Genomic DNA, 3,676 nt, shown 5'->3' on the forward strand with positions numbered 1-3,676 from the left:
GTTCTCGACACCACCGCCATCCGACTCACGCCAGCGCATTTCCAAACAGTCGCTGACATGCCGGAATCCGGAAAATAAGAATCAAATTGATTTCAAAAGTAGCCAGATATGTCCCCTTCGAAATCGTCTCGTAACACCGCGCAGCAAGACTGAGACTCCCGAAGCCGGGCCCGAGGTTGCCCTGGCGATTCCGAAGGATAGACCCATGAGTTTCCACGCCTTGCGGTCAGCCGACCGCACCGCCCGCGTGTTCATGTCTTCGCCCCAGGACAAGACATATCTGCGGGGATTGCAGGCCTTGTTCGCTCATCTGGGGCGGGCCGCCGCCAACTATGGCCGGATCCGGCGCGACGAACGGCATTTGTCTGGCATGAGCGAGCAGGAGTTGCTCGACATCGGCCTGAGCCGCGTCGGCCGCAACCGCTTCCTGCGCCTGACCGAAGCCGGCAATTCGCAGACGCCGGAGGCCTGATCCCGGCCGCGATGGCCGGGATCACGTGACCGCTCAGGATCGGCCGTAGCGCCGCCTCTCCCCGCCCCGCACCAGCTCCACCGCCAGGTCGGCGTGGCCGGGCGGCAGCAGGGGTTCGACCACCCGGTCGCCGAAATGGCGCTGCAGGCCGAAGACCTGGCGCAGCAGCAGGTTGGTGTAGAGGCCGGGCCCGCTGGAATAGACCCGCCAGCCGCCATCGACCGCGATCGACCCGTCTTTGACCCGGCCCCATTCCGCGCTGGCGGCATAGCGGTCGGCGAAGGCCGCGTCGCTGGAGCTGAAATAGGCGTTGCGCTGGCGCGGCGCCGCATTCGGCAGCAGGTCGGTGACCGCCGCCGGATTGGCCAGCAGCAGGATCCGCCAGACATCGTCGGCCTGGCCATGCGCGGCCATGGCTTCACCGGTGCGCAGATGGGAATGGGTGTACATCAGCCCGATCTCGCGGCCGAAATACGCGGCGGATTCGGCGCGCCGGAACAGCTGTTCGACGCCGCCGTGATAGGCCACCGGCCGGTCCATCAGCCGGGCGCCGTCCGGGAACATCAGATGGTCGCGGATAATGTCGAGATGGCGCTTCACCGCATCGCCGGCGAACAGCCCGGCGATCAGCGCCCGCTTCATCGGCAGCAGCGAATAGCTGAGGCCGGTGCGGGTGTCGCTGGGGTGCAGCAGCAGCTCCGACACCGTGCCTTCCGGCGTGAACACGGCATAGCCGGCCAGCACGCCGTCGCGGATCAGGTATTTGCCGAGATCCCAGTGCATCGCCCCGGCCAGGGCCTCGATCTCCCGGGCCTGGACCGGCCGGCCGGCGCGGTCGAGCACGCCGGACCAGCGGCCGAGCTGCTGGATCAGCAGCGCGACGGTCCAGGCGCTGACCATCCAGTCGCGCAGATGCGGGTCGACCGGCTGCAGCGAATCGTTCCAGTCGCCCTCGCCATAGCGCAGCAGGTTGGTACCGGGGATGAACCGGTCCTTCACCACCGCGACGATGCGGTCGATATGGGCGGAGACCGGGTCCTGCCGCTCGGTGCGGGTGAAGTCCTCTTCATTGCGCCAGGCGATGGGCTCGTCCAGGAAGGCCAAATCGCCGGTGGCCTCGACATAGTCGCACAGCGCCTTGAGCGGCCAGACGATGACGTCGCCATGGGCGTGGCGGTCCTGGATCGGCGCATAGGGTTCGAGCATGAACCATTGCGGCCAGTCGCCCCGGCCTTCGTATTGCTGGGCGAAGATGCGGCGCACGACCTCCTTCGCCGCAACGTCGTGCTCCAGCGCCAGCAGAAATTCCAGCGCGCCCTGGCAGACATCGCGCGTGCCCCAGGCGCCACCGGTGTACTGTTCCAGCCCATGCGGCACGGTCAGGTGGATCATCGCGTCATGCGCCAGCCACGGGAAGGCGGCGTCCAGCGCCTCACCCTCCACCCCGCCACCGCTGATCTTCAGGCCGCGGGTCACCTCGGCCCAATGGGCGTCGGCCGAGCCCAGCATCTCCGCGATCGGCACGCCGGCGGCATAGCGGTCGGCCAGCGCCGAGGCCGCGGCCGGGTCGGTCAGCGAGCCGGTGACGGCGAAGCCGAAGCCGGACACGGCGCCGGTGCGCAGCGCCACATACCCGCCGCGCCGGCCCTGGCCGTCGGCATAGAGCAGTTCGTCGCCGCCGACCGCCTCGACCGCCTCCGGCGTCGGCGTGACCAGGTGATAGACCGCATCGGGGTAGCGCTGGCCCCACAGCCAGTCGGGATCCGGCCGGAAGGTGAAGCGCTTGGCGACGGCGTCGATCGCGACTCGCCCGGCCTGTTCCAGCTCACGTTCGCCGAGCACGAGATGGCCCAGCACCAGGAAGCGGCAGGGCTGGCCCTCGACATCGACCCGCCACTGCATCGCGGTGTCGGCGCCGGAGACGGCGGCCCGGACCGTGACCGTGCGGCCGCCGAAGCGGTAGATCCAGCGGCTTTCCGCCAGTCCCATCTCGAAGGCCGACGGCACCGACAGCAATCTCCAGCCCTCGCCGGCATCGACCAGGATGCGCAGGCCGGAGGTGCGGGTGATGTTGTAGGGATCGCGCGAGACCGAGAACAGCTTGTGGAACGAGGTGTTGCCGATTGTCAGCTGGGCGGCGAAGACGCCATGCGCCCAGACCGTGGCGCAGAGCAGCCCGTCCTCCGGCAGCAGCGCAGCGCCGGAGCGCAGCAATTCGCCATGGCGGCGGCGCAGGCCCAGCTCCTTGGCCCGCAGGGCGATGTGCCGGTTCAGGGCGCCATCATCGACGAAGAAGGATTGCAGCACGTCACCGGCCCGCTCCTCCAGCCGCCGGTCCGGCCACATCAGGTCGATCGCGGCGGCATCGAGATCCTCGGCCACCAGCGGCGGCGCATCCTGCAGCAGGCCGCGCACCGGGGTCTCCAGCGCCACCGCCGCCGGGCGGAAGCCGCCGGCCGCGGCCAGCGCGGTGTCGACCACGGCCAGGTCGCCATCGTCCGACGCCGCCTTGTGGTCCGGCACATACAGGCCGAAGAAGCTCCACCCCGCCGTGGCGCCGGGCGCCAGGCTGACGGTCTTCGAGGCGATGGCCGGGCAGGCGACCTCGTGCTGCAGCTTTTCGTCCGGCAGCTCGCCGGTGATCTCGGCCCGGTCGCGGAAGCCGGGGCCGAAGCTCTGCGCCGCATCGGTGGCGAAGCCGGTCGCACCGTCCAGGCAACCATGCGCCACCCAGGGAATCCGGCCGCCCTGGGCCAGCGCCTGACGGCTCATCACCACCGGGCCGAGCCGGTCGTGCCGGGCGATGTGGTGGTCCATGTATTGCGAGGCATAGGCCTCGTTGTTCATCAGGAAGCCGCGGCTGCCGAGCCCGATGTCCTGCAGCAGCACGGCTGAGAGTTCGACCGCGGCGCCGCCCTTGTTCTCGACCTCGACCCGCCACAGCCAAAGGTTGGCGTCGGGCGCCAGCCACAGGGTGACGCGGTGCGCCAGCCCTTCGGCCTCGCCGGCCCAGACGAAGCGGTCGGTCCCGGCGCCGACGCTCAGCCGCGCCGTCGGTCCCACCGCCTCGACCACCCGGCCGCCGGCCAGCCGCAGCAGCACCCGGCCGATGCCGCCGGACAGCGGCGAGCCCAGCACCTGATTGACCAGCACCGGGTCGCCCTGGCCGTCCAGCTGGTGCGACAGCGCGAACAGCGCACCGTT

2 protein-coding genes are annotated in these 3,676 nt (G+C 69.8%); one reads left to right on the forward strand and one right to left on the reverse strand.

From position 1 onward, the window contains the following. Positions 1-472: DUF1127 domain-containing protein (locus AC3XYG_RS03820; protein WP_489138486.1), on the forward strand; the 472-nt coding region annotated here is incomplete at its 5' end. A 33-nt stretch (positions 473-505) separates the two neighbouring features. Here the strand turns inward: AC3XYG_RS03820 and AC3XYG_RS03825 are convergent. After that, positions 506-3,676 (reverse strand): hypothetical protein (locus AC3XYG_RS03825; protein ID WP_489138487.1); only part of this gene is annotated, 3,171 nt, incomplete at its 5' end.

Source organism: Inquilinus sp. (genome assembly GCF_057815775.1).